24 protein-coding genes are annotated in these 21,677 nt (G+C 74.7%); 8 read left to right on the forward strand and 16 right to left on the reverse strand.

From position 1 onward, the window contains the following. Positions 1 to 4 precede the first annotated feature (4 nt). From E2B92_RS24125 to E2B92_RS24145, 5 genes are all read right to left on the reverse strand, one after another. Positions 5 to 970, reverse strand: a complete 966-nt coding sequence (locus E2B92_RS24125; protein WP_126883663.1) for a helix-turn-helix transcriptional regulator — start codon at positions 968 to 970, stop codon at positions 5 to 7. Between the two features lie 43 nt (positions 971 to 1,013). Then, positions 1,014 to 1,805: a hypothetical protein gene (locus E2B92_RS24130; protein ID WP_126883664.1), complete on the reverse strand. Its 792-nt coding sequence runs from the start codon at positions 1,803 to 1,805 to the stop codon at positions 1,014 to 1,016. Further along, positions 1,802 to 3,085 (reverse strand): glycosyltransferase family 4 protein, encoded by a 1,284-nt coding sequence (locus tag E2B92_RS24135; RefSeq protein ID WP_126883665.1) that lies wholly within the window; start codon positions 3,083 to 3,085, stop codon positions 1,802 to 1,804. The genes E2B92_RS24130 and E2B92_RS24135 overlap by 4 nt, the downstream gene beginning before the upstream one ends. A 94-nt stretch (positions 3,086 to 3,179) precedes the next feature. Then, positions 3,180 to 4,469: an ABC transporter substrate-binding protein gene (locus E2B92_RS24140; RefSeq protein ID WP_126883666.1), complete on the reverse strand. Its 1,290-nt coding sequence runs from the start codon at positions 4,467 to 4,469 to the stop codon at positions 3,180 to 3,182. Then, a complete protein-coding gene (locus E2B92_RS24145; RefSeq protein ID WP_126883667.1) occupies positions 4,444 to 4,959 on the reverse strand; it encodes a hypothetical protein in 516 nt (171 codons plus the stop codon). Before E2B92_RS24145 ends, E2B92_RS24140 begins: the two co-directional genes overlap by 26 nt. A 102-nt stretch (positions 4,960 to 5,061) precedes the next feature. On the opposite strand from E2B92_RS24145, the gene E2B92_RS24150 reads away from it, so the two are divergent. The 3 genes from E2B92_RS24150 to E2B92_RS24160 are packed head-to-tail and all read left to right on the forward strand — an operon-like array spanning position 5,062 to position 8,763. Continuing rightward, complete coding sequence (locus E2B92_RS24150) at positions 5,062 to 5,457, forward strand: hypothetical protein (protein WP_126883668.1); 396 nt, start codon at positions 5,062 to 5,064, stop codon at positions 5,455 to 5,457. Between the two features lies 1 nt (position 5,458). Further along, positions 5,459 to 8,071, forward strand: a complete 2,613-nt coding sequence (locus tag E2B92_RS24155) for a branched-chain amino acid ABC transporter permease/ATP-binding protein (RefSeq protein ID WP_133087683.1) — start codon at positions 5,459 to 5,461, stop codon at positions 8,069 to 8,071. Then, positions 8,068 to 8,763, forward strand: a complete 696-nt coding sequence (locus tag E2B92_RS24160) for an ATP-binding cassette domain-containing protein (RefSeq protein ID WP_126889584.1) — start codon at positions 8,068 to 8,070, stop codon at positions 8,761 to 8,763. The genes E2B92_RS24155 and E2B92_RS24160 overlap by 4 nt, the downstream gene beginning before the upstream one ends. On the opposite strand, the gene E2B92_RS24165 is transcribed toward E2B92_RS24160, so the two are convergent. Further along, a complete protein-coding gene (locus E2B92_RS24165) occupies positions 8,714 to 9,331 on the reverse strand; it encodes a LysM peptidoglycan-binding domain-containing protein (protein ID WP_133087684.1) in 618 nt (205 codons plus the stop codon). The genes E2B92_RS24160 and E2B92_RS24165 overlap by 50 nt on opposite strands. A 193-nt stretch (positions 9,332 to 9,524) precedes the next feature. Between E2B92_RS24165 and E2B92_RS24170 the strand changes: the two genes are divergently transcribed. Both E2B92_RS24170 and E2B92_RS24175 read left to right on the forward strand, forming a co-directional pair. After that, complete coding sequence (locus E2B92_RS24170) at positions 9,525 to 10,328, forward strand: hypothetical protein (protein WP_126886503.1); 804 nt, start codon at positions 9,525 to 9,527, stop codon at positions 10,326 to 10,328. 191 nt (positions 10,329 to 10,519) lie between these two features. Next, complete coding sequence (locus E2B92_RS24175; protein WP_399431805.1) at positions 10,520 to 10,807, forward strand: hypothetical protein; 288 nt, start codon at positions 10,520 to 10,522, stop codon at positions 10,805 to 10,807. Between the two features lie 66 nt (positions 10,808 to 10,873). On the opposite strand, the gene der is transcribed toward E2B92_RS24175, so the two are convergent. The 5 genes from der to aroH all read right to left on the reverse strand — a co-directional run bounded on the left by der (position 10,874) and on the right by aroH (position 15,270). Beyond that, on the reverse strand, positions 10,874 to 12,322 hold the full coding sequence (gene der, locus E2B92_RS24180; RefSeq protein ID WP_126886500.1) for a ribosome biogenesis GTPase Der: 1,449 nt from the start codon (positions 12,320 to 12,322) through the stop codon (positions 10,874 to 10,876). A 70-nt stretch (positions 12,323 to 12,392) separates the two neighbouring features. After that, complete coding sequence (locus E2B92_RS24185) at positions 12,393 to 13,073, reverse strand: lysophospholipid acyltransferase family protein (protein ID WP_399431803.1); 681 nt, start codon at positions 13,071 to 13,073, stop codon at positions 12,393 to 12,395. Beyond that, complete coding sequence (cmk, locus tag E2B92_RS24190; protein ID WP_235023955.1) at positions 13,031 to 13,693, reverse strand: (d)CMP kinase; 663 nt, start codon at positions 13,691 to 13,693, stop codon at positions 13,031 to 13,033. The genes E2B92_RS24185 and cmk overlap by 43 nt, the downstream gene beginning before the upstream one ends. Before the next feature lie 132 nt (positions 13,694 to 13,825). After that, positions 13,826 to 14,911 (reverse strand): prephenate dehydrogenase, encoded by a 1,086-nt coding sequence (locus E2B92_RS24195; protein WP_126886496.1) that lies wholly within the window; start codon positions 14,909 to 14,911, stop codon positions 13,826 to 13,828. Next, complete coding sequence (gene aroH, locus E2B92_RS24200) at positions 14,908 to 15,270, reverse strand: chorismate mutase (protein WP_126886494.1); 363 nt, start codon at positions 15,268 to 15,270, stop codon at positions 14,908 to 14,910. The genes E2B92_RS24195 and aroH overlap by 4 nt, the downstream gene beginning before the upstream one ends. 111 nt (positions 15,271 to 15,381) lie before the next feature. Between aroH and E2B92_RS24205 the strand changes: the two genes are divergently transcribed. The 3 genes from E2B92_RS24205 to E2B92_RS24215 are packed head-to-tail and all read left to right on the forward strand — an operon-like array spanning position 15,382 to position 16,970. Next, positions 15,382 to 15,720, forward strand: coding sequence for a DUF952 domain-containing protein (locus E2B92_RS24205; protein ID WP_126886492.1), 339 nt, complete (start codon positions 15,382 to 15,384; stop codon positions 15,718 to 15,720). A gap of 52 nt (positions 15,721 to 15,772) precedes the next feature. Further along, positions 15,773 to 16,264: a Rieske (2Fe-2S) protein gene (locus tag E2B92_RS24210; RefSeq protein WP_126886481.1), complete on the forward strand. Its 492-nt coding sequence runs from the start codon at positions 15,773 to 15,775 to the stop codon at positions 16,262 to 16,264. A 10-nt stretch (positions 16,265 to 16,274) separates the two neighbouring features. After that, complete coding sequence (locus E2B92_RS24215; protein ID WP_126886479.1) at positions 16,275 to 16,970, forward strand: nucleotidyltransferase domain-containing protein; 696 nt, start codon at positions 16,275 to 16,277, stop codon at positions 16,968 to 16,970. Here E2B92_RS24215 and E2B92_RS24220 read toward each other — a convergent pair. From E2B92_RS24220 to E2B92_RS24240, 5 genes are all read right to left on the reverse strand, one after another. Continuing rightward, positions 16,967 to 17,995, reverse strand: coding sequence for an ADP-ribosylglycohydrolase family protein (locus E2B92_RS24220; RefSeq protein ID WP_126886477.1), 1,029 nt, complete (start codon positions 17,993 to 17,995; stop codon positions 16,967 to 16,969). The genes E2B92_RS24215 and E2B92_RS24220 overlap by 4 nt on opposite strands. Continuing rightward, a complete protein-coding gene (locus E2B92_RS24225; RefSeq protein ID WP_126886475.1) occupies positions 17,992 to 18,735 on the reverse strand; it encodes an NUDIX hydrolase in 744 nt (247 codons plus the stop codon). Before E2B92_RS24225 ends, E2B92_RS24220 begins: the two co-directional genes overlap by 4 nt. A 209-nt stretch (positions 18,736 to 18,944) precedes the next feature. Beyond that, a complete protein-coding gene (locus tag E2B92_RS24230; RefSeq protein ID WP_126886473.1) occupies positions 18,945 to 20,057 on the reverse strand; it encodes a pseudouridine synthase in 1,113 nt (370 codons plus the stop codon). Further along, entirely contained in the window at positions 20,057 to 20,659 is a 603-nt protein-coding gene (gene scpB / locus E2B92_RS24235; protein WP_126886471.1) for an SMC-Scp complex subunit ScpB, read from the reverse strand. Before scpB ends, E2B92_RS24230 begins: the two co-directional genes overlap by 1 nt. Then, a complete protein-coding gene (locus E2B92_RS24240) occupies positions 20,659 to 21,675 on the reverse strand; it encodes a segregation and condensation protein A (RefSeq protein WP_443070299.1) in 1,017 nt (338 codons plus the stop codon). The genes scpB and E2B92_RS24240 overlap by 1 nt, the downstream gene beginning before the upstream one ends. Positions 21,676 to 21,677 lie beyond the last annotated feature (2 nt).

Below are 21,677 nucleotides of genomic sequence, written 5' to 3' on the forward strand. Positions count from 1 at the left end.
CGGGCTACGACGACCGGTCCAGCGCCCGGGAGAGGCGGTCACGGACCACCCGGATGTGGTCGTCCAGCTCCCGGGGTTCGACCACCTCGAACTCCAGCCCCAGGAGCACGACGTGGATCACCAGGACGTCCAGGCCCGCGGCGCCGGTGCGCAGCAGGCACGTCGACTCCCCCTCCGCCTCCAGGACGCCGTCCATCGGCCCCACCGCCCGTGCGGCCTCGGCGGCCGGGACGTGCAGCCTGATGACGGCTTGCGCCGTGTACGCCGTCGTGGACACCCCCGCGGAGACGTAGGCCGCCAGGTCCTCGGCGGGCGGGTCACGGGGCGGGAAACGCGGCCCGTGGGGCGGCGTGGGGACGATCCGGTCCGCCCGGAACGTCCGCCAGCCGGAGCGGTCCACGTCCCAGGCGACCAGGTACCAGCGGCGCTCGGTGCACACCAGGCGGTGCGGCTCGACCGTGCGGCGCGTGGCCGACCCGTTGTGGTCGCGGTACGCGAAGCGCAGCCGCTCGCTGTCCCGGCAGGCGGCCGCGAGCTCGGTGAGCACCGAGGGGTCGACCGGGGACTCGGGCGTCCTCAGCATCGGCACCGTGAACGCGGTCAGCGCGCCGACGCGGCGCCGCAGCCGGTCCGGCAGCACCTGCTCCAGCTTGGCCAGGGCGCCCACCGACGTCTCGCCGACGCCGTCGATGCCGCTGCCCGCGGCGGTGCGCAGCCCGACGGCGACCGCGACGGCCTCGTCGTCGTCGAGGAGCAGCGGCGGCAGCGCGGCGCCCGCGCCGAGCTGGTAGCCGCCGCCCGTGCCGGGGCTGGCGTGGACGGGGTAGCCGAGCTCGCGCAGCCGGTCGACGTCCCGCCGTACCGTGCGCGGGGTGACGCCCAGCCGCCGCGCGAGCTCGGCACCGGACCAGTCGCGGTGGGCCTGGAGCAGGGACAGCAGGCGCAGCAGTCGTGCCGAGGTCTCCAACATGGGCGCGAGTCTGCCACCGCTCGCGGACAGGGACGGTCCGCGATCAGGGTGCCAGGCGTACGCAGAGGTCGTTGTCGGCCGTGTAGCAGGGCGCGGCCCTGTACCCCTCGCCCTGGTGGGCCGGGTACACGAACAGGTTCTTCCGGTCCCAGACGTCGTCCAGGACGCGGGAGATCCGCACCGGTTCCGCGTCCGCCGCGGGCCGCAGCCACAGCTCCCAGAGCTGCTCCGCCGCCACCGGCGGCCCGGCGAGCACGTCGTAGGCGAGGGTGAAGGAGAAGGCGCCCTTCTCGCCGTCGGCGGGGACCTCGCGGACCGTCCCGCCCAGCCGCGCCTCGGCCACCGCGCCCGCGCCGAGCCGCGCCCCGTACAGCGTGCCCTCGACGGTGCACGCGCCCTCGCCGGTGAGGATGTCGCCCGCCTCGGCGTGCGGGGCGCGCAGCCAGCTCCGCACGGCGAGCCGGCCGTCCGCCGTGGGGTACGGGACGCGGGCGGCGACCCCGCCCTCCTCGTCCGGCACGCGGTCGACGAGCGCCCGCAGGTCCCGGATGCCCGGCTCGACGGCCCGCCCGTCGAGGTACACGTCCCAGCGGCCCTCGGCGAGCTCCATGGAGCTCGGCAGCACCGCGCGCAGGTGGCCGCCGCCGGCCGGGGTGAGCGGCAGCCGTGCCTCGTCCGCCGGGGCGCCGGACCCGCCGCGCGGGCGCAGCACCAGTACCGGCTGGGCGGCCTGGACGGCGACCACGTCGAAGGTGATGCCGCCGGCGGAGTCCGCCACGCAGTCGGCGCGGGGCGGCGCGCCGGGCGCGGGGGCCGGGGCGGTGGCGTCGCTCATGCGGACTTTCCCTTCCGGAGCACATCGGCGGCCTTGTAGCGCACCGCGTACGCGCCGTCGAGGACGGCGCCCCGGGTGCGGTGCAGCGTGTCCCGGACCCGTCCGCGCGAGCGGCCATTGGCGCCCTGGGCGACCAGTTCGGTGAAGAGGGCCTCGTGGCGTTCGGCGATCCGGGCCGGGTCGAAGCGCCGGGAGGCGGCCAGCGCGGCCTGTCCGGTGCGGCGACGGAGGTCGTCGTCCTGGATGAGGGCGAGCAGCGCGTCGGCGATGGCGTCCACGTCGCCGACCGGCACCAGCCGCCCGTCGACGCCGTCCTCGATGATCTCGCCGGGGCCGTGCGGGCAGTCGGTGGAGACGACCGGCAGGCCGCAGCGCATCGCCTCGACGATGGTCATGCCGAAGGATTCGAGGCGGGAGGTGACGGCGGCGACGGAGCCCTTGACCCACTCGGGCTCCAGCGGGTTGGCGGTGCCCATCAGGTAGACGTGGTTGTGCAGTCCGCGCGCCTCGATCAGGGCGCGCAGGGCGTTCTTCTCGTTGCCGGTCGCGTCGCCGGAGCCGTAGATGCGCAGCCGCCAGTCGGGGCGGGCGGCGACGACCTTCGCGAACGCCTCGACGAGCAGGTCGTACCGCTTGACCCGGGTCAGCCGGCCGGCCGCGACGACCCACTTGGCGGTGGAGTCGGCGGGTTCGACGGTGGGGGCGGGCACGCTGTTGGGCACGGCGTCGATGCGTACGCCGGGCAGCTTGAGCCTGCTGCGGTACGAGCGGGCGTCGGCCTCGGTGACGGTGGTGATCGCGTCGAGCAGGGCGTAGCGGTGGCCGATCTCGCGGCGCAGCCGGTAGCCGTGGCTGTCCAGCGTCAGGTGTTCCTGGCCGACGCGGACCGGGCCGCGGCGGGCCTGGCGGGCGATGTGCACGTTGAGCCCGGGGCGGGTGCCCACGACGACGTCGGCCTGAAGGCCCTTGAGATGGGCGGCGATGCGGGCGTCGGTGAGGCGGCTGTACTGCTTCCAGCGTCCGTCGCCGCGGGGGAAGACCTTGGCGGGCTTCGTGTAGTCGGGGTGCGCGCCGTCGTACGTGGGGCTGTTCTTGCGCAGGTCGACCAGGTGCTTCATGGTGACGCCGGCCGGGGCCCCCAGGGTCGGCTCCTCGCGGTGGCGGAAGACGGACACGATCTCCACGTCGTGCCGCTCGGCCAGGGTCCGGGCGAGGTTGAACGTCGTACGGATGGTGCCGCCGATGCCGTAGGCGTTGTGCAGCAGGAAAGAGATATGCATCGCGTCGCCGCGTCCCCCTGGTGTGGAGCTGGTCCGATGGCCGTCGGAATGGTCGTCAGGAGTGGACTGTACTTGGCTTTACCAGCCCGGCCGGTCAGGGCCGGTACTCGAGCTGGGGCACGGTGGCGCAGTTGCGGTACATGTCGCCGCCCTCGGTGACCCAGCCCTCGCCGTCCCGCCAGCGGGCCACGGACAGACAGGTGTGACGGGTCTTCGGCGGTTCGGGGAGCCGCTCGAAGACGACCGGCAGGAGCAGGCCCCGGGCGGTGTAGGGCTGGGGGCGGTTGACGAACCGTTCGACGCAACGGCGCGTGAGGCCGGTCTTCGCGCAGGAGCGTGCGGCGTCCGTGAACCACATGGCGGCCGCCCAGCCCTCCAGCGCCCACTGGGACAGCGCCCTGCCCTTCATGGCGTCCCGGAATTCGGCGACGGCCGGGTGGGCCGTCTCGTCGTGGTTGCGGCTGGCGCCGGTGACCCACAGGGCGTTGCGGCAGCGGGGGGCGTCCTTGAAGTCTGCCGGGACGGCCTGGTTCCAGTTCTGCACATTGGTCACCTTGGCGGTGACGTGCACGCCGACGGCGTCCATCGCCTCGCAGAGCTGGGCGTTGCCGTGCGTGTCGAGGGCGTCGAAGACGACGTCCACGCCCTGCTCGCGCAGGTCGGCCGCGACGGCGCGGTAGTTGGGCAGGGCGAAGTCGACCTGCTCGCTGACGACCCGGTACCCCTCCGCCTCCAGGCCGCGCCGCACGAGCCGGGCGTAGGCCGCGGAGGCCGCCTGGTTGTAGGCGACGACGGCCGCGGTGCGGGCGCCGTGGACGTTCCGGAACCAGCGGTAGACCTCCGTGCCGCCGGTCAGGACGCCGTTCCAGCCGGGCTCGCCACCGGTGCGGGGGGCGGAGCTGCCGTAGATCCCGTACAGGTGGGGGTACGTGTCGTAGGCGGTGCCGAGCGGCTGGCCGCCGATGTCCGGGACGCCGGCCCGGGAGACGCGTGCGGCGCCCGCGTAGTCCAGGGCGGTGGTGGCGACCAGGGCCAAGACGCGCTTGTCGTCGACGAGGTCGTGCACGCACTGGTTGTTGCCGACGCCGCTGCCGCCGTCGTCGCAGGTGAGGACCTCCACCCGGCGGCCGTCGATGCCGCCGCGGGCGTTGAGGGCGGCGAAGTACGCCTGGGCCCCGTCGCGCGGGCCGGTGAGGGCGCCGCCGCCGACGGGGCTGGTGGCCCCGGCGATGATGCCGATCCGCAGGGGCTCACCGCCCCCGGTCGCGGGCGCGGTGGGCCGGCGCTCGAAGGCGCTCTCCGGCAGGCGGCTGCCGCAGGCGGCGCTCAGCAGCAGGAGCGCCGCCAGCAGCACGGATTCAGCAGCCCGGCACGGCGGTCGCATCGGGGCTGAGCTTGACCAGCGCGCACAGCGTCTTCACGGACACCTTCCAGGTGTCGTCCTGGTGCACGGAGCTGCCCTTGGAGCCGGGCAGGGCCGGGGTGCCGCCGACCAGCAGGTCGTAGGTGACGTCGGCCTGGGTGGCCGACGTGAAGGTGACGTTCTTGACCTGCACGGAGGTCTGCGCGGCCTGCGGGTTGGCGGCGAACGCCTCGAGCACGGGCCGCATCCGGTCGCCGTTCTCCAGCAGCCTGGTCTTCTCGTCGACCGGTGTCTTCGGGTCGAAGAAGGCCACCCAGTTCTTCTCGATCTCCTGCCGTGCCGCGGCCGGGTCGGCGGGCTGGTTCTGCGCCGCGGTCGCGGTCGGGGAGGTGTCCGCCGCGCCGTTGCCGTTGCCGTCGCCGCAGGCGGCGGCGGTCGGTACGAGGACCAGGACCGCTGCGGCCGCCAGTGCCGCGGCGCGGGGACGCTTGGGGAGACTCTTGTGGACCATCTGGCTCACCACCGGGTTCCGGGGTCTGTGCCTTTTTGGGCCTTCTTGGGCATAGTGCAAGGAATCGCCCTACATCGCCAGCGGAGCCAGCGGAGGCCCGGGATGCCGACATCGCGACTGCTGTGGTGGGGCGGGGTCGCCGCCGCCGCCACCGGTGCGGTGCTGTGCGTGCTCGGCTGGTACGGGGTGTCCGGCGAGCGCTTCGCGGAACGGCAGGTCCCCTACCTGGCGTCCTGCACGGTGCCCGGCGCGGCGCTGATCGTGGCGGGTGCGGTGCTGCTGGGCGGGGCGCCGCCGCCCCGGCGCGCCGCCGAGGACGGGCCGCGGGAGCCCCCGGCCGTGCCGGAGCGTCCCTCTTCCGACGCCCCGCCGGTGCGGGTGCCGGGCGGGACGCTGGCGCACCGCCCGGACTGCCCCCTGGTGGCCGGCAAGGCGGACGTGGCGCCCGCCGGCGACGCGGCGCTGGAGCCGTGCCCGGTGTGCGAGCCCGAGGGCTGACGTGCCGTCCCTCACGTACGAACTGGTCCTCGCCGGGCTCGCCGTGGGCAGCGCGGCCGCCCTGACCGGCATCGGACTGATCGTCACCTACCGCGCCACGGGCGTGCTGAACCTCGCGCACGGCGCCGTCGCGATGGTCTGCGCGTACGTGCTGCGGCATCTCGTGGTGGAGTGGGGCTGGCCCCTGCCGCTCGCCGCGTGCCTGACGCTGCTGGTGGTGGCGCCCGGCATCGGGCTGGTGCTGGACCGGGCGGTGTTCCGGCCGGCGGCGGTGCTCGACCTGGACCCGGCGCGGACGCTGGTGGCGTCCATCGGCGTCTTCGTGCTGCTCGTCGGGGGCGCGGCGCTGGTGTGGGGCGGCGGGGCACGGGCGGACGCGCCGGTGCTGCTGGGTGACGACCCGTGGGCGCAACTGGCCGCGGTGCTGCTGGTGGGCGGCGCGGTCGGGGCGGTGACGCGCTGGACGAAGCTGGGGCGCGAGCTGCGGGCGGTGGTGGACAACCGGGGGCTGGCGGTGCTGGGCGGGATCGACGCGGACCGGGTGTCGGCGTCGGGGTGGGCGTTCGGTTCGTTCACGGCCGGGCTGACGGGCGTGCTGCTGGCGCCGTACGTACGGCTCGATCCGTACGGGCTGCCGCTGCTGGTCGTCGAGGTGATCGCGGTCGCGGTGGTCGCCCGGATGCGGAGCCTGCCGGTGGCGGTGGTGACGGCGCTGGCCCTCGGGGTGGCCCAGGCGCAGCTCACCCGGTTCCACCCGGAGGGCTGGGCGGGCCCGCTGGTGCAGGCGGTCGCCACCAACCTGTTCGTCGTCGCCCTGCTGGTCGCCGCGCTGGTGCTGCCCGGTGTGGGGGCGCGCGACGCCCTGCCCCGGGCGTCCACGGCGGGGGCGCGGGTGGCGCCGGGGGTGTGGGTCGCGGCGGGCGTGCTGTTCCTGCTGCCGCTGGGGCTGGCCGGGAGCGACCTCCAGACGGCGGTCCAGGTCCCGGCGCTCGCCGTCGTCCTGCTGTCCCTCGTCGTCGTCACCGGCCGGGGCGGCCAGATCTCGCTGGGCCAGGCGGCGTACGCGGGTCTGGGCGCCCTGTTCACGGCGCTGCTGGCGGCGGGCCGCTTCCCGGGCCTGCCCCGCCTGCCGGAACTCACCGCGCTGCTGGTGGCCGCCGTGCTGGTCGCCCCGCTGGGCCTGCTCACGGGCTGGCCGGCGATCCGCCGCCACGGCCTGGCCCTGGCGCTGGCGACCCTGGCGGTGGGCGTGGCGGTGAGCCGGTTCGTGTTCGCCCAGCCGTACGCCACGGCGGGGCTGTCCCTGTCGCGCCCGCCGGGCCTGGTGTCGGACCGCGCGTACTACGCCGTGGAGCTCGCGGTGCTGGCCGTGGCCCTGCTCATGGTCGCCGCGCTGCGCCGGGGGCGTACGGGCCGGGCGCTGGCCGCGCTGCGCGACCACGAGGCGGGCGCCGAGGCGGCGGGCGTCCCGGTCCCCGCCCTGAAGGTGCTCGCCTTCGTTGCGGGCGCGGCCCTGGCGGCGCTGGGCGGCGGCCTGCTGGGCATGGGCGTGCACGCCTTCGACCCGGCGGCGTACGACCCGGTGCGCGGCTTGCTGTGGTTCGCCGCGGTGCTGGTACTGGGCGCCGACAGCCTGCTGACGCCCCTGGTCGCCGCCGTGCTGCTGGTCGGCCTCGACGCGGGCGCCCGGGGCGGCGCGGCGGCCGCGGTGATCGGGCTGCTGGCCGCCTTCACCGCCCGCGTCCCGCCCCTGACGTCGCTGCTGCCGGGCGCGGCCCGCCTCTCCGCGCACCGCCCGGCACGCGCGCGTGCGGCCCGCCCGCCCGCACCGGCCGACACCGGCCCCACCACCGGGCCCGCACCGGCGCGCCCCCACCGGCCGGAGCCCACCCCGGCACCCGCCCCCGCCCCCGTACGGCCCACCCGGGCCGTCCCGACCGTCACCGCCACCGCGCCCTCCCACCCCCACGGCCCCGGCCTCGAGGCCCGCCACCTCACCCTGCGCTACGACGGCTTCACCGCCCTCGACGGCGTGGACCTCCTCGTGGAGCCGGGCCGGGTCACCGCCCTCGTGGGGCCCAACGGGGCCGGCAAGAGCAGCCTGTTCCACTGCCTGGCCGGCACCACCCGCCCCACCTCCGGGCGCGTCCGCCTCGGCACCGCCGACATCACGGCGCTCCCCGCGCACGCCCGCACCCGGCTCGGGATCGCCCGGACGTTCCAGGAGCTGGCCGTCTTCCCGTCCCTGACGGTCGAGGAGAACGTACGCGTGGGCGGCGAGCAGGGCCGGGTGCGCGACGACCCGGGCGCCGTCGAGCAGGCGCTGCGCCTCCTCGGTCTCACCGCCGCCCGCGACCTGCCCGCCGCCGGACTGTCCACGGGCGCCCTCCGCCGCGTCGAGGTGGCCCGCGCCCTCGCGGGGCAGCCGCACACCCTGCTGCTCGACGAGCCCGCCGCCGGGCTGGACGCCGGCGAGACGGCCGCCCTCGCCCGGGTGCTCAGGGCCCTCGCGGCCGACGGGACGGCCGTCCTGGTCGTCGAGCACGACCTCGATCTGGTCGCCGGCGTCGCGCACACCGTGCACGTCATGGAGGCGGGGCGGATCGTGTCATGAGCGTCGAGATCGCGCTGCGCGCCGCCCGCGTCCGTTACGGCCCCCTGGAGGCCCTGCACGGCGTCGACCTGCCCGTCCCGCCCGGCACCGTCACCGTGCTGCTCGGCCGCAACGGCTCGGGGCGCACGACCGTGCTGCGCGCCCTCGCCGGCACGGTCCCGCTGAGCGCCGGAAGGGTCCTGTGGCGGGGCGAGGACGTCACCCGGCTGCGCGCCCACCGCCGGGCGCGCCGCGGTCTGTGCTTCGTACCGGACCGGCGCGCCGTGTACGCCACGCTCACGGTCGCCGAGAACCTCGCGCTGGGCGCACCGGCCGGGGACGTCGCGCCCGCCCTCGGCGCGTACCCCGAGCTCCGCCCGCTCCTCCCCCGCCGCGCCGGCACCCTCTCCGGCGGCGAGCAGCGGATGCTGGCCCTGTCCCGGGTCCTGCTCACGCCCGCGCGTGTCGTCCTCGCCGACGAGCCCGCCCTCGGCATGTCGCCCGGCGTCGCGGCACGCACCTACGCCCTGCTCGGCGCCCTGTGCGCGCGGGGCGCGGCGGTCGTGCTGGCCGAGCAGCGCCCGCCGGACGGCCTCCCGCGCGGCACCCTGGCCCATGAGCTGCGGCGCGGCGCGCTGTCGTTCAGCGGGGAGCTGACCGAGTTCACTTCCCGCGCTTCGGGGGAAGGGCGGCCGCCTTCGGGGCGGGCCTGAGGCCGGGCAGGGACAGCAGCATCCCCGGCCGGATGGTGTTCGGGTCGGTCCCGACGGTCTTCCTGTTGCCCTGGTACAGCGCCTTCCAGCCGCCCGGCACCTTGAAGCGCCGTGCCACGGCGGTCAGCGTGTCGTGCGGCTGCACGGTGTGGGCGCGGCCGGAGAGCCCGTACCTCTTGGAGCAGGTGGGCCAGGCGGACCAGCCGTGCCAGCGGAGCACCTCCTCGGCGACCGTGATCTGCTGGCGCCGGGTGGCGAGGTCGGCGCGCGGGGCGTGGGTGAGGCCGCCGTACGTCTCCCAGGTGGACTGTTTGAACTGGAGTCCGCCGTAGAAGCCGTTGCCGGTGTTGAGGTTCCAGCGGCCGCTGCTCTCGCACTCGGCCAGGCACCCCCACGGCCACTGGTCGGCGGCGCAGGCGGCGGCGCGCACGACGTGGCCGCGGGGGCCGGGAGCGGGCGGCGGGGGGTGGGAGCCGGGCGCGGTGGGTGCGGCGCCCGCGGTTGTCGTCCCCGACACGAGCAGCAGCACGGCCGGCGCCAGGGCCGGCCACAAGCGGATCTTCGGCATCGGCCCACGCTAGGCACCCTCCCTCCGCCGCACGGCGCCGCCGCGCGGGCCCGGCGGCGAGGGCCACCCGGTCGGCCGACGCGCCGAGGCGCGGACCAACCCGTGACTCCGGCCGAGGATCGTCCGTTGAACTCTTCATGAGACGAGCCGGGAACCGCCCGGCATCGCACGCATTGAGTCCGAGGAGCCACCCGTGCCCCGCATGCTCGACGTCAGCGAGGACGTACGCGCCGAGATCGGCGACGAGGAAGCCGACCGGCTGCTCGCCGGCGAGAACGCCCCGGGCAGCTACGACTGCACCTCCTGCCGCACCCCGGGCGACTCCGAGCAGGAGCGCACCAGCACCGTGCTGTTCGTCGGCGAGGAGACCGCGGTCCTCGCCTTCGCCCACGCCACCTGCATCCCCTCCCAGGTCGTCAAGGTCGCCGAGGAGCAGCTCCAGGGCGCCGTCCGGTCCATCACCGGCGCGGAGGGCCAGGCCACCGCGGGCGTCCCGGCCCCTTCGGCGCCCGTGGCCGTCGGCGACCAGGCCGTCCTGGGCGTCACCAGCGGCCTCGTGCTGATCGACAACGAGCTGCACCCGGCCCTGGTGGTGGAGCCGACGGCGCCGATCGCCCGGCCCGGGTCGGCCGGCGGCGGCGACGAGTTCCTGCCGCTGCTGCTGGAGCAGGGCTTCGTGCCGGTCGCCGACGTGAACCAGAAGCCCGCCCCCATCGGCGGCTGGTCGGTGCTGCTCGCCATGGGCCAGCTCCACGCCATCCTCCAGCCGGGCACCGGGGGCGGCAACCCGGTCGCCTGGTGGCAGGCCCACCAGCCGCTCCAGGTGACGGAGGGCTGGCGCGCCGCGGCGAACAAGTCGCACACGGTCCTGGTCTTCGCGGCCCCGGTCGGCTCCATCGGCCAGCAGCCGCGCGAGGACCTGCTGCGTGACGCCCTGGAGAAGGCGGCGGCCAACGGCCGGCTGGTGGCGGCGGCGATGCCGCTGGCCGGCACCTGATGCACGCCAGGGCCGTGGACGGCCGGGGCGCGGAGGACCCGGCCGCGCGCCCCGGCACACGGTCCGTGCACGGGCCGGCGGTCACCCCGGCGTTTTCCGTCCCGGGGCCGCATCCGAAGGGCGGTGAGGTCGTTGGCACATACGTGCACGCATACGAGCCATCCCGCCAGTCGTACCAGCAGATTCCCGCCATGCGCTCCGCGCACGACGGACTGTCCGCCCCGTCGGCCACGCCGATCTACGACGCGCTGTACTCGGAGTACCTCAGGTCGTTCCGGACGCTGCCGGGCGACCGCAGCGGCGAGGAGGACCTGGGGTTCAAGGCCTTCGGGACCTTCGGGTCGGGCGGCACCGGTTCGTACCAGACGCAGCACAGCAGCGGCTACACGACCGGGTGGCAGCAGGTCGGCATGCGGCGGCACACCGGGCACCCCCACGTCCCGGCGGCGCTGCCACCGGCGCCCCGCAGGGGGCTGTGAACGACGACGGCGGGGCCGGAGCGGACGATTCGCTCCGGCCCCGCCGTCATGCCCGGGGGGCGTGGGTCACTTCTTGCGGCCGCGCTTCTCGCGCACCCGCACGGAGATGTGGATCGGGGTGCCCTCGAAGCCGAACTCCTCGCGCAGCCGGCGCTCGACGAACCGCCGGTAGCCGTGCTCCAGGAAGCCCGACGCGAACAGTACGAAGCGCGGCGGCTTGGTGCCGGCCTGCGTACCGAACAGGATGCGGGGCTGCTTGCCGCCCCGGATCGGGTGCGGGTGGGCCGCGACCAGCTCGCCGAGGAAGGCGTTCAGCCGCCCGGTCGGGACGCGGGTCTCCCAGCCGGCCAGCGCCGTCTCGATCGCCGGGACGAGCTTGTCCATGTGGCGGCCGGTGCGGGCGGAGACGTTGACGCGCGGGGCCCAGGCCACCTGCTGCATCTCCGTCTCGATCTCGCGCTCCAGGTAGTAGCGGCGCTCCTCGTCGAGCTCGTCCCACTTGTTGTACGCGATGACGAGCGCGCGGCCCGCCTCGACGGCCATGGTGATGATCCGCTGGTCCTGGACGGAGATGGAGTCGGTGGTGTCGATCAGGACGACGGCCACCTCGGCCTTCTCCACGGCGGCGGCGGTGCGCAGCGAGGCGTAGTAGTCCGCGCCCTCCTGGAGGTGGACCTTCTTGCGGATGCCGGCGGTGTCGACGAACTTCCAGGTGGTGCCGCCGAGTTCGATGAGCTCGTCGACCGGGTCGCGGGTGGTGCCGGCCATCTCGTTGACGACGACGCGCTCCTCGCCCGCGACCTTGTTGAGCAGGGAGGACTTGCCGACGTTCGGGCGGCCGATGAGCGCGATGCGGCGCGGGCCGCCGACGGCGGCGCCGAAGCTCTGCTCCGGGGCCTCGGGCAGTGCCTTGAGGACCTCGTCCAGCAGGTCGCCGGTGCCGCGGCCGTGGAGGGCGGAGACGGGGAACGGCTCGCCGAGGCCCAGCGACCACAGCATGGCGGCGTCGGCCTCGCCGGAGGGGCCGTCGACCTTGTTGGCGGCGAGGACGACGGGCTTGCCGGCCCGGCGGAGCAGCTTGACGACGGCCTCGTCGGTGTCGGTGGCGCCGACGGTGGCGTCCACGACGAAGACGACCGCGTCGGCGGCCTCGATGGCGTACTCGGCCTGGGCGGCGACGGAGGCGTCGATGCCGAGGACGTCCTGCTCCCAGCCGCCGGTGTCGACGACCTTGAAGCGGCGGCCGGCCCACTCGGCCTCGTAGGTGACGCGGTCGCGGGTGACGCCGGGCTTGTCCTCGACGACGGCCTCGCGGCGGCCGATGATGCGGTTCACCAGGGTCGACTTGCCGACATTCGGCCGGCCGACGACGGCGAGGACGGGGAGCGGGCCGTGCCCGGCCTCCTCGATCGCGCCCTCGACCTCTTCGATGTCGAAGCCCTCTTCGGCGGCGAGCTCCATGAACTCCGCGTACTCGGTGTCGCCGAGTGCCCCGTGGTCGTGCTGGTCGTTCATGAAGTCCGTTCCTCGTTCATCATCGTCATCGGCGGGTCGAGTGATCCGCTACTCAGGTCTCAAGTCTCGCTCAGCGCCCGGTGAGGCGCCTGGCGTTTTCCAGGTGGGCGGTCAGCCGCTCCTGGATGCGTACGGTGGCCTCGTCCAGCGCCGTGCGGGTGCGGCGTCCGGAGCCGTCCCCGGCCCGGAAGGCGTCGCCGAAGACCACGTCGACGCGGCTGCGCAGCGGGGGCAGCGCCTTGGTCAACCGTCCGCGGCGGTCGGTGCTTCCCAGGACGGCCACCGGGACGATGGGGGCGCCGCTGCGGAGGGCGAAGTACGCGAGGCCGGCGCGGAGCGAGGCGAAGTCGCCCTCGCCCCGGGTGCCCTCCGGGAAGATGCCCAGCACGCCGCCGCCCGCGAGGACGTCGAGGGCGCCGGTGATGGCGGTGCGGTCGGGTGCGCCGCGGTCCACCTTGAGCTGGCCGATGCCTTCCAGGAAGGGGCCGAGGGGCCCCTTGAACGCCTCTTTCTTGATCAGGAAGTGCACGGGCCGGGGCGCGGTGCCCATCAGCATGGGGCCGTCGAGGTTGTGCGCGTGGTTGACGGCCAGGATCACGGGCCCGGAGGCCGGGACCCGCCAGGCGCCGAGGACGCGGGGCCTCCACAGCCCGTACATCAGGCCGATGCCGATTCCCCGCCCGACCGCGGCGCCCTTCTCGGAAGGGGTCACTTGGCGGCTCGCTTCTCCTCGATCAGGGTGACGACGCACTCGATGACCTGCTGGAGGGTGAGGTCGGTGGTGTCGACCTCGACGGCGTCGTCCGCCTTGGCGAGCGGCGACGTCTTGCGGCTGGAGTCGGCAGCGTCCCGCTTGATCAGGGCCTCGCGGGTGGTGTGGACGTCGGCGCCCTTGAGCTCGCCGGAGCGGCGTGCGGCGCGGGCCTCGGGGGACGCGGTGAGGAAGATCTTCAGGTCGGCGTCGGGCAGGACGGTGGTGCCGATGTCCCGGCCCTCGACGACGATGCCCGCCGCGGCGCTCGCGGCGATGGACCGCTGGAGCTCGGTGATGCGCTCCCGCACCTCGGGGACGGCGCTGACGGCGCTGACCTTGGAGGTGACCTCCTGGGTCCGGATGGGGCCGGAGGCGTCCACGCCGTCGACGGTGATCGTCGGGTGGGACGGGTCGGTGCCCGAGACGATGGTGGGCTTGCCGGCGGCGGAGGCCACGGCCCCGGCGTCGTCGGCGTCCACTCCGTTGGTGATCATCCACCAGGTGATCGCCCGGTACTGCGCGCCGGTGTCCAGGTAGCTGAGCCCCAGCTTGGCGGCGACCGCCTTGGAGGTGCTCGACTTGCCCGTGCCGGAGGGCCCGTCGATGGCGACGATCACGGATTCCACGGTGTCGGACACCTTCCTGGTACGCGGGAGAGGGCCGGCCGGTTGCCTAGGGGCCCGGCACAAGGTTACCGACTGCTGCCCGCACCCCTTGCACCCATTCGGGGGACGCCCGCCGCCGGGGGGTCACTGCCGCAGCGGCCAGCCCCTTTCGCGGAGGGCGGCCGAGAGGACGGGGGCGGAGGCGGGCTCGACCATGAGCTGGATGAGACCCGCCTGCTGGCCGGTGGCGTGCTCGATGCGGACGTCCTCGATGTTGACGCCCGCCCGGCCCGCGTCCGCGAAGATGCGGGCGAGCTCGCCGGGCTGGTCGCTGAGGAGGACGGCGACCGTCTCGTAGGCGACCGGGCCGCCGCCGTGCTTGCCGGGGACGCGGGCGCGGCCGGCGTTGCCGCGGCGCAGCACGTCCTCGACGCCCGTGGCGCCGTCGCGCCGCTTGTCGTCGTCGGCGGACTGGAGGGAGCGCAGGGCCCGGACCGTCTCGTCGAGGTCCGCGGCCACCCCGGCGAGGACGTCGGCGACGGGGCCCGGGTTGGCCGACAGGATCTCGACCCACATGCGCGGGTCGGAGGCCGCGATGCGCGTCACGTCCCGGATGCCCTGCCCGCACAGCCGTACGGCCGTCTCGTCGGCGTCCGCGAGCCGGGCGGCGACCATGGACGACACGAGCTGCGGGGTGTGGGAGACCAGCGCCACCGCCCGGTCGTGGGCGTCGGCGTCCATGACGACCGGTACCGCCCGGCACAGCGCGACCAGCTCCAGGGCGAGGTTCAGCACCTCGGTGTCGGTGTCCCGGGTCGGTGTCAGCACCCAGGGGCGGCCCTCGAACAGGTCGGCCGTCGCGGCCAGCGGGCCCGAGCGTTCCTTGCCGGACATGGGGTGCGTACCGATGTACGCGGAGAGGTCGAGGCCCAGCTCCTCCAGCTCCCGCTTGGGCCCGCCCTTGACGCTGGCGACGTCCAGGTAGCCGCGGGCGACTCCGCCGCGCATCGCGTCGGCGAGGGTGGCGGCGACGTACGCCGGCGGTACGGCGACGATCGCCAGGTCGACGGGGCCCCCGGGCGGTTCCTCGGTGCCGGCGCCGCGTGCGGCGGCGGTGCGGGCCCGGACGGGGTCGTGGTCGACGAGGTGGACGGTGACACCGCGCCCGGTCAGGGCGAGGGCGGCGGAGGTGCCGATCAGACCGGTTCCGATGACGACGGCGGTTCTCACTGGGCGATGTCCTTGCGGAGGGCGGCCGCGGCGCCGAGGTAGACGTGCGCGACGGCGGACTTGGGCAGGTCGGTCTCGACGTGGGCGAGGACGCGCACGACGCGCGGCATCGCGCCGGCGACGTCCAGCTCCTGGGCGCACAGCAGCGGGACGTCCACGATGCCGAGGCCGCGCGCCGCCACTGCGGGGAAGTCGCTGTGCAGGTCGGGGGTGGCGGTGAACCAGACGCTGATCAGGTCGTCGGGCGTGAGGCCGTTGCGGTCCAGTACGGCGGTGAGCAGCTCGCCGACCTGGTCCCGCATGTGCCCGGCGTCGTCCCGCTCGAGCTGGACGGCCCCTCGGACCGCTCGTACCGCCACGTCCCCGCTCCTTCGCCTGTGCCGCACGCGTGCCGCGCGCACGGGTGCTGTCGTTCAGCCTAGTCAGACCGGGCGGGAGCGCCGGACGTGTCCGGCATGCAGACTGTCCGCATGCTGCTTCACGTCGTACCGGAGGCCGAGTGGCAGGCCGGTTCCGGTGACCCGTACCGGCCCGCTTCCCTCGCCTCGGAGGGATTCGTGCACTGCTCGCCCGACGAGGGGACGGCGCTGGCCGTCGTCGAGGCCTACTACCGGGACGTGCCGGGGCCGCTGCTGCTGCTGGCGCTCGACGAGGCGCTGCTGACCGCCGAGGTCCGCTGGGAGGGCGGTGCGGACGGGGGGCGCTTCCCGCACGTGTACGGTCCGGTCGACCGCGCCGCCGTCGTGGGCGTGCGGGAGATCCGCCGTGACGGGTCCGGCCGTGTCACGGGGCTCGCCCCGCGGGTGTAAGCGTCAGCGCGGTTGCTTCGTGCCGGGGGCGTACGGCGTCAGGATGCTGCCCATGACTTCAGCCCCCACGCCCCGCCGTACCGTCCTGGTGGCCGCCGCGTCGGCCACCGCCGCCCTGGTCACCGGCTGCGGCGGCGACGACGGTGCCGCCCCCGCGGTGACGGACGGCACCGCCACGGCCCCCGACGCGTCGCCGCCCGGCACCGCTGCCACCACGGCCACGGCCACCGCCACGACGGGGTCGCCGGCGCCCCAGGACGGCGAGCTCGCCAGGACGGCCGACATCCCGTCCGGTGGCGGCACGATCTTCAAGGAGCGCAAGGTGGTGGTGACCCAGCCGCGGGACGGCGAGTTCAAGGCGTTCTCCGCGGTCTGCACCCATCAGGCGTGCATCGTGGCCACGGTGGAGAACGGCACCATCAACTGCGTCTGCCACGGCAGCCGGTTCCGCATCGCGGACGGCTCGGTCGCGCGCGGCCCCGCCACCCGGCCGCTGCCCGCCGAGCGGATCACCGTGGAGGGGGACAGCATCCGCCTGGCGTAGGGTCTGGCGCATGCTGACCCCGGACGTCCTGGTGCGCGACCACACGATCTACTCCTGCGTCATGGGCTCGCGCGCCTTCGGGCTCGCCACCGACGGCAGCGACACCGACCGGCGGGGTGTGTTCCTGGCCCCCACCCCGCTCCAGTGGCGTTTCGACAAGCCGCCGACCCACATAGAGGGGCCGGCGGACGAGCAGTTCAGTTGGGAGCTGGAGCGGTTCTGCGAGCTGGCCCTGCGCGGCAACCCCAACGTCCTGGAGTGCCTGCACTCGCCGCTGGTCGAGCGCGTCGACGACACCGGCCGTGAACTGCTGGCGCTGCGGCCCGCGTTCCTCTCCCGCGAGGCGCACCGTGTCTTCGTCCGCTACGCGCACGCGCAGCGCAGGAAGCTCGACGCGGACGTCCGCGTGCACGGCGCGCCCCGCTGGAAGCACGCCATGCACCTGCTGCGGCTGCTGGCGGCCTGCCGTGACCTGCTGCGGACGGGCGAGCTGGTGATCGACGTGGGCGAGGGGCGCGAGCGGCTCCTGGCGGTCAAGCGGGGCGAGGTGCCCTGGCACGAGGTCGAGGCGTGGATGACCCGCCTGGCCACCGAGGCCGACGACGCGCTCGAGGGCTCCCCGCTCCCGCCGGAGCCGGACCGCAGGGCGGTCGAGGACTTCCTGTTCCGCACGCGCCGGGCATCGGCGCTCGCGGCGCTGGCCTAGGCGTCCCAGAGCGCTCCGAGCGTCAGCAGTTCGCTGCCGTACTCGATCCGGTCCGCCCAGTCCTTCGGCCAGGCGCCGGCGCCGAGGTGGGCGCCGGCGAAGGCACCGGCCAGGCAGGCGATGGAGTCGGAGTCGCCCTTGGTGCAGGCGGCCCGGCGGATGGCCGTGACCGGTTCCTCGGGGAAGAGCAGGAAGCAGAGCAGCGCACTGGTCAGCGCCTCCTCGGCGATCCAGCCCTCGCCGGTCAGCAGGCACGGGTCGGTCTCCGGGTCGGCCGTGCGCAGCGCCGTGTCCAGGGTGCTCAGGGCCTGGGCGCACTCGTCCCAGCCGCGCTCGATGAACGACTCGGGCGTCGCGTCGTGGGAGTACGTCCACAGGTCGCCGAGCCACTGCCGGTGGTAGCGGGAGCGGTTCTCGTACGCGTAGGAGCGCAGTTGCCCGACCAGGCCCAGCGGCTCGGCGCCCTGCGACAGCAGGTGCACCGCCCGGGCGGTGAGGTCGGAGGCGGCCAGCGCGGTGGGGTGGCCGTGCGTGAGGGCGGCCTGGAGCTGGGCGGCGCCCGCCCGCTGTTCCTGGCTGAGTCCGGGGACGAGGCCGATGGGGGCGACCCGCATGTTGGCGCCGCAGCCCTTGGAGCCGATCTGGCTGGCCGCCTGCCAGGGGCGGTCGCCACCGGTGTCGAGCTTCTGGCAGGCGACCAGACAGGTGCGGCCGGGCGCCCGGTTGTTCTCGGGCGAGTGGTACCAGTCGACGAACTCGTCGCGCAGCGGGCGGGTGAGCCGGAGCGGGGCGAGGGAGCCGCGGGCGAGCGCCGTGCGGACGGCACGGGCGACCGCGAGGGTCATCTGGGTGTCGTCAGTGACGATCGCGGGCCTCGGCAGGGCCATCTCCCGCCAGGGGCCGCACTTCGCGAGGATGGAGGGGACGTCGTGGAACTCGGTCGGGAAGCCCAGCGCGTCGCCGAGCGCGAGCCCGATGAGCGAGCCGGTGGCCGCCTGCTTGGTCGTCGTCCTGGTCGTGATCATTCCTGCCGTCCTTCCGGTCGCAGCAGTGGCGGGTGCAGGGCCGTCGCCTGGCCCGCCCGGTAGAGAGCGGCCGGTTTCCCCCGTCCGCCGGTGAGGCGCGGCGGTCCCTCCACGGCCTGGACGAAGCCGGGTGTGGCGAGGACCTTGCGCCGGAAGTTGGGGCGGTCGAGCTCGACGCCCCAGACCGTCTCGTACACCTGCCGCAGCTCGCCGAGGGTGAACTCGGGCGGGCAGAAGGCGGTGGCGAGGCAGGTGTACTCGAGCTTGTCGCCCACGCGCCGGTGGGCGTCGGCGAGGATCGTGTCGTGGTCGAAGGCGAGCGGCCCGTACGAGCCGTACGGCAGCCACTGGGCGTGCGCCGCGTCCCCGCCGCCCTTCGGCTCCGGCAGGTCCGGTACGAGGGCGGTGTACGCCACGGAGACGACCCGCATCCTCGGGTCGCGGTCGGGCTCGCTGTAGGTGCCGAGCTGTTCCAGGTGGAGGCGGGCGGCCGTGGCGTCGGACAGGCCGGTCTCCTCGGCGAGCTCCCGGCGGGCGGCCTGTCCGGCGGACTCCCGGGGCAGGACGAATCCGCCGGGCAGGGCCCAGCGGCCCTTGTAGGGCTCCTGGCCGCGCTCGACGAGCAGGACCTGGAGTTTCTCGTCGCGGACGGTGAAGACGGCCAGGTCGACGGTGACGGCGAACGGCTCGAAGGCGTACGGGTCGTAGCCGTCCGGGCGCGGCTCGCGCGGCTCGTTCATACCCGCACCACCCCGGCCGCGCGGGCGCGGGGGCCCGGGCCACCCCCGTGGGTCCAGGTCCGCCCGCCGTGCGCGGCAGGGGTGATGGGGAGTCTCAACGCCGCCTCCTTAAGAGTCACCTTGACTATAAAGGCGGGCGAGGGTGCGCCACAAGCGCGAAAGCCCGCGGCCTTTCCGCAGGCCACGGGCTTTCGTACCGGTATGAGTGACTACAGACCGACTTCCTTCATCAGCATGCCGACCTCGGTGTTGGTCAGGCGGCGCAGCCAGCCCGACTTCTGGTCGCCGAGCTGGATCGGACCGAACGCGGTCCGTACGAGCTTGTCGACCGGGAAGCCCGCCTCGGCGAGCATGCGGCGCACGATGTGCTTGCGGCCCTCGTGGAGCTGCACCTCGACCAGGTAGTTCTTGCCGGTCTGCTCGACGACCCGGAAGTGGTCGGCGCGGGCGTAGCCGTCCTCGAGCTGGATGCCCTCCTTGAGGCGCTTGCCCACCTCGCGCGGGAGCGGGCCGGTGATGGCCGCCAGGTAGGTCTTCTTGACGCCGTACTTCGGGTGCGTCAGGCGGTGAGCCAGCTCACCGTGGTTGGTGAGCAGGATGATGCCCTCGGTCTCGGTGTCGAGCCGGCCGACGTGGAAGAGCCGCGTCTCGCGGTTGGTGACGTAGTCGCCGAGGCACTGGCGGCCGTCCGGGTCCTCCATCGTCGACACGACGCCGGCGGGCTTGTTGAGCGCGAAGAACAGGTACGACTGGGTCGCCACGGTCAGGCCGTCGACCTTGATCTCGTCCTTCTCCGGGTCGACGCGCGTGCCCTGCTCCATGACGATCTCGCCGTTGACCTCGACGCGACCGGCGTCGATCAGCTCCTCGCAGGCCCGCCGCGATCCCATGCCGGCCCTGGCCAGCACCTTCTGGAGGCGCTCGCCCTCCTGCTCGCCGAACGTCTTCGGCGTCTTGATCTCGGGCCTGTTCGCGTACCGCTCGCGGTTGCGCTCCTCGATCCGGGCGTCGAGCTCACGCGGACGCGCCGGGGTCGTGCGGCCGCCGCCGCGCTGGGGCGACTGCCGGGGGCCGCCCTTGGCGCCGCCGCGGGCCGCCGCGCCGCGTCCGCGCTTCGGGCCCTCGGAGGGGCCGCCCACGTCGTAGCTGCGCTCCTCGGGGCGGGGGCGGCGCGGGTTGCTCCCGCGCTGCTGCCGGTCGTCGCGGCTGTTACCGGCACCCCGGTAGTTGCCACGGCCGCCGCTGCTGCCGCGGCCGCCGCTGTTGCCACCACGGCTCCCGCCGTTGTTTCCGCTGCTGTTCCTGCCGCTGCTGCTTCGCATCAAAATTCCGTCTTGTCGTCTGCGTGCGTGGAATCCGGAGCGTCCGGATCGAACGACGGGACCCCTTCCTGCGTCTCGGCCTCGATCGCGTCCGCCTCGGGGAGGAAGGGCGCGAGCTCGGGGAGCTCGTCCAGGCCGCGCAGGCCCATCCGCTCCAGGAAGTAGTTCGTCGTCCTGTACAGGATCGCACCTGTTTCGCGTTCCGCGCCCGCCTCCTCCACCAGGCCCCGCTGGAGGAGGGTGCGCATCACGCCGTCGCAGTTCACTCCGCGGACCGCCGAGACCCTCGACCGGCTCACCGGCTGGCGGTACGCCACGACCGCCAGGGTCTCCAGCGCGGCCTGGGTGAGCCGTGCCTGCTGGCCGTCCAGGACGAACCTCTCCACGGCCTCCGCGTACTCGGGGCGCGTGTAGAAGCGCCACCCCCCGGCGACCAGCCGCAGCTCGAAGCCCCGGCGCTGGACGTCGTACTCGTCGGCCAGCTCCCTCAGCGCGTCGGCGACCTCGCGGCGCGGCCGGTCCAGCACCTTGGCCAGGTGCTCCTCGGTGGCGGGCTCGTCGACGACCATGAGAACGGCCTCCAGGGCCGGCTTCAGCTCCATCACGTCTCCTCCTGCCCGCTCGCGCGGTCGAACTCGTCCGTCACCGCGACCTCCTCCGCGCCCGTCCACCTCACCACGAGCTCGCCCAGCGCCTCGTCCTGGTCCAGGGCGACGGCCTTCTCCCGGTACAGCTCCAGCAGCGCCAGGAACCGGGCGACCACGGTGAGGGTGTCCGGGGCGTCGTCGGCCAGCTCCCGGAAGCTCACCTCGCCGCGCTCCCGCAGCCGGGCGATCACCACCCCGGCCTGTTCGCGGACGCTGACCAGCGGGGCGTGGATGTGGTCGACGTACACCTGCGGCCTGGCCTTCGGCTGCATGGCCTTGACGGCCAGCTTGGCGAAGCCCTCCGCGCCGATGCTGATGACGACGTCCGGCAGCAGCTCGGCGTGGTGCGGCTCCAGTCCGACGGTACGGGGGTGGCGCCGCCCCTCGCTGTCCAGCCGCTCGCTGAAGATCTCGGCGACCCGCTTGTACGCGCGGTACTGGAGCAGCCGCGCGAACAGCAGGTCACGGGCCTCCAGCAGCGCGAGGTCCGCCTCGTCCTCCACCTCGGCCGCGGGCAGCAGCCGGGCGGCCTTGAGGTCCAGCAGGGTCGCCGCGACGACCAGGAACTCGGTGGTCTGGTCGAGGTCCCAGTCCGGCCCCATGGCCCGGATGTGCGCCATGAACTCGTCGGTGACCTTGGACAGGGCGACCTCGGTGACGTCCAGCTTGTGCTTGGAGATCAACTGGAGCAGCAGGTCGAAGGGCCCCTCGAAGTTCGCCAGCCGCACGGTGAAACGCCCGTCGGGGGCCTCCTGCGCCGGGGCGTCGGGGGCTTCGCGGGCGACCCGGGCGTCGGCGGGGGGCGGCGCGTCGACCGGGTCCGGCGTGGGCGCGGCCTCAGGGGCTTCCCGCGGGGGCTCGGGCGCCGGCGGGAGGGGCGGGGGGGGGGCCGGGGCCCGGGGGGGCCCCCCCCCCGGGGCCGCGGGCGCGGGGGGGGCCGGGGGGGGCGCGGGGGGCGGCGGCCCGCGCAGGC

The sequence above is a fragment of the Streptomyces sp. WAC05374 genome (genome assembly GCF_004353505.1).
Lineage (GTDB): Bacteria > Actinomycetota > Actinomycetes > Streptomycetales > Streptomycetaceae > Streptomyces.

What these genes read in the sequence shown, in the direction of transcription:
- E2B92_RS24140 (WP_126883666.1), bottom strand. Translation starts at nt 4,469, where the DNA reads ATGCGACCGCCGTGCCGGGCTGCTGAATCCGTGCTGCTGGCGGCGCTC.
- E2B92_RS24205 (WP_126886492.1), top strand. Translation starts at nt 15,382, where the DNA reads ATGCTGCTTCACGTCGTACCGGAGGCCGAGTGGCAGGCCGGTTCCGGT.
- E2B92_RS24145 (WP_126883667.1), bottom strand. Translation starts at nt 4,959, where the DNA reads ATGGTCCACAAGAGTCTCCCCAAGCGTCCCCGCGCCGCGGCACTGGCG.
- E2B92_RS24175 (WP_399431805.1), top strand. Translation starts at nt 10,520, where the DNA reads ATGCGCTCCGCGCACGACGGACTGTCCGCCCCGTCGGCCACGCCGATC.
- E2B92_RS24130 (WP_126883664.1), bottom strand. Translation starts at nt 1,805, where the DNA reads ATGAGCGACGCCACCGCCCCGGCCCCCGCGCCCGGCGCGCCGCCCCGC.
- E2B92_RS24160 (WP_126889584.1), top strand. Translation starts at nt 8,068, where the DNA reads ATGAGCGTCGAGATCGCGCTGCGCGCCGCCCGCGTCCGTTACGGCCCC.
- E2B92_RS24225 (WP_126886475.1), bottom strand. Translation starts at nt 18,735, where the DNA reads ATGAACGAGCCGCGCGAGCCGCGCCCGGACGGCTACGACCCGTACGCC.
- E2B92_RS24215 (WP_126886479.1), top strand. Translation starts at nt 16,275, where the DNA reads ATGCTGACCCCGGACGTCCTGGTGCGCGACCACACGATCTACTCCTGC.
- E2B92_RS24150 (WP_126883668.1), top strand. Translation starts at nt 5,062, where the DNA reads ATGCCGACATCGCGACTGCTGTGGTGGGGCGGGGTCGCCGCCGCCGCC.
- scpB (WP_126886471.1), bottom strand. Translation starts at nt 20,659, where the DNA reads ATGGAGCTGAAGCCGGCCCTGGAGGCCGTTCTCATGGTCGTCGACGAG.
- E2B92_RS24210 (WP_126886481.1), top strand. Translation starts at nt 15,773, where the DNA reads ATGACTTCAGCCCCCACGCCCCGCCGTACCGTCCTGGTGGCCGCCGCG.
- E2B92_RS24165 (WP_133087684.1), bottom strand. Translation starts at nt 9,331, where the DNA reads ATGCCGAAGATCCGCTTGTGGCCGGCCCTGGCGCCGGCCGTGCTGCTG.
- E2B92_RS24230 (WP_126886473.1), bottom strand. Translation starts at nt 20,057, where the DNA reads ATGCGAAGCAGCAGCGGCAGGAACAGCAGCGGAAACAACGGCGGGAGC.
- E2B92_RS24125 (WP_126883663.1), bottom strand. Translation starts at nt 970, where the DNA reads ATGTTGGAGACCTCGGCACGACTGCTGCGCCTGCTGTCCCTGCTCCAG.
- E2B92_RS24220 (WP_126886477.1), bottom strand. Translation starts at nt 17,995, where the DNA reads ATGATCACGACCAGGACGACGACCAAGCAGGCGGCCACCGGCTCGCTC.
- der (WP_126886500.1), bottom strand. Translation starts at nt 12,322, where the DNA reads ATGAACGACCAGCACGACCACGGGGCACTCGGCGACACCGAGTACGCG.
- E2B92_RS24135 (WP_126883665.1), bottom strand. Translation starts at nt 3,085, where the DNA reads ATGCATATCTCTTTCCTGCTGCACAACGCCTACGGCATCGGCGGCACC.